Raw genomic sequence first — 1,312 nt, 5'->3', positions numbered from 1 at the left:
GGCCGGGCCCGGCCGCGGCCCCAGCGCGGACGCCGTCCTGGTGCCGCTCGGCCCGCTCGGCGGTGACGCGCCCCGACGTACCGACACCACCGCGCTCGCCGCGGCCCTGCCCGGCCTGCTCGCCGACCCCGGCCTCGGCCGCCGCCCCGGCGCATCCGTGGTGGACCTGACCACCGGGGAGGAGCTCTTCGCCCAGCGCCCCGACGCACCCATGGCCCCGGCGTCCACCGTCAAGCTGGTGACCGCCGCGACGGCCCTGCACACCTTCGGCACCGAGCACCGGCTGGCCACCCGCACCGTCCTGGACTCCGGCGGCCGCGGCACGGACCGGGTCGTCCTGGTCGGCGGTTCCGACACCACCCTCACCGCACCGGACGTCGCGCGGCTCGCCGCCGACACCGCGCGGGCGCTGGCCCGCCGCTCCGTCACCGAGGTGACCGTCGGCTACGACACCGAGCGCTACGCCGGCCGCGAGGAGCGGCACCCCATCGGCGTCAACGACAACATCGCCCCGCTGACCTCGCTCATGATCGACGCCGGCCGGCTCGACGCGTCGAGCAGCGGACCGGCGCCGCGCTCGGCCGATCCCGCCGCCGACGCCGTCGCGCTGTTCGCCGCCGAACTCGCCGCCGCCGGGGTCACCGTGGTCGACGAGCCGGTGCCCGCGAAGGCCCCCAACGGCGCCGAGCGCCTCGCCCACCACCTCTCCGCCCCGCTGGCCGACCTGGTCGAGCGGATACTGACCGACAGCGACAACGACCTGGCCGAGGCGCTCGCCCGTCACGTCGCCGTGGAGTTGGGCGAACCGACCAGCCTGCGGGGCGTCGGCGCCGCCCTCACCACCCAGCTCGCCGATCTCGGCATCGACGTCTCCGACGTCCGACTCGTCGACGGCAGCGGCCTGGACCGCGCCGGTCGGCTCACCCCGCACGCCCTCACCGGCCTGCTCGCCGCCGCGGCCGACCCCGACCGGCCCGAGCTGCGGCCCGTCCTCACCGGCCTGCCGATCTCCGGCTTCACCGGCACCCTCACCGGGCGGGCCGCCGACGGCGGCAACGGCCTGGTCCGCGCCAAGACCGGCACCCTCACCGGCGTCAACGCCCTCAGCGGCACCGTGGTCCACACGGACGGCCGAGTCCTGGCCTTCGCCTTCCTCGCCGGCGACACCCCCGGCCCGGCCGATGCCGAAGCCGCACTCGACCGCGCCGCCGCCGCCCTCACCGGCCTCACCATCGGCGCGCCGGGCGCGAACGACCCGGCCTGACGCCCCGCCGCGGCACCCGGCGCCGGTCCCCGCCCCGGCGGGCGGGAC

Annotated in this window: 1 protein-coding gene; it reads left to right on the top strand. The window is 78.3% G+C overall.

Going from position 1 to position 1,312, the window contains the following annotated elements; translation table 11 throughout:
* The coding region (gene dacB / locus HCN52_RS24485; RefSeq protein ID WP_168090598.1) for a D-alanyl-D-alanine carboxypeptidase/D-alanyl-D-alanine endopeptidase at window positions 1–1,264 on the top strand (1,264 nt) is incomplete at its 5' end.
* Between the last annotated feature and the right edge of the window lie 48 nt (window positions 1,265–1,312).

It is taken from the genome of Streptomyces bohaiensis, from assembly GCF_012033785.1.
Classification (GTDB): Bacteria; Actinomycetota; Actinomycetes; order Streptomycetales; family Streptomycetaceae; genus Streptomyces; species Streptomyces bohaiensis.
Note: the sequence above shows the minus strand (reverse complement) of the source record. Positions and strands in the feature narration are given on the sequence as shown.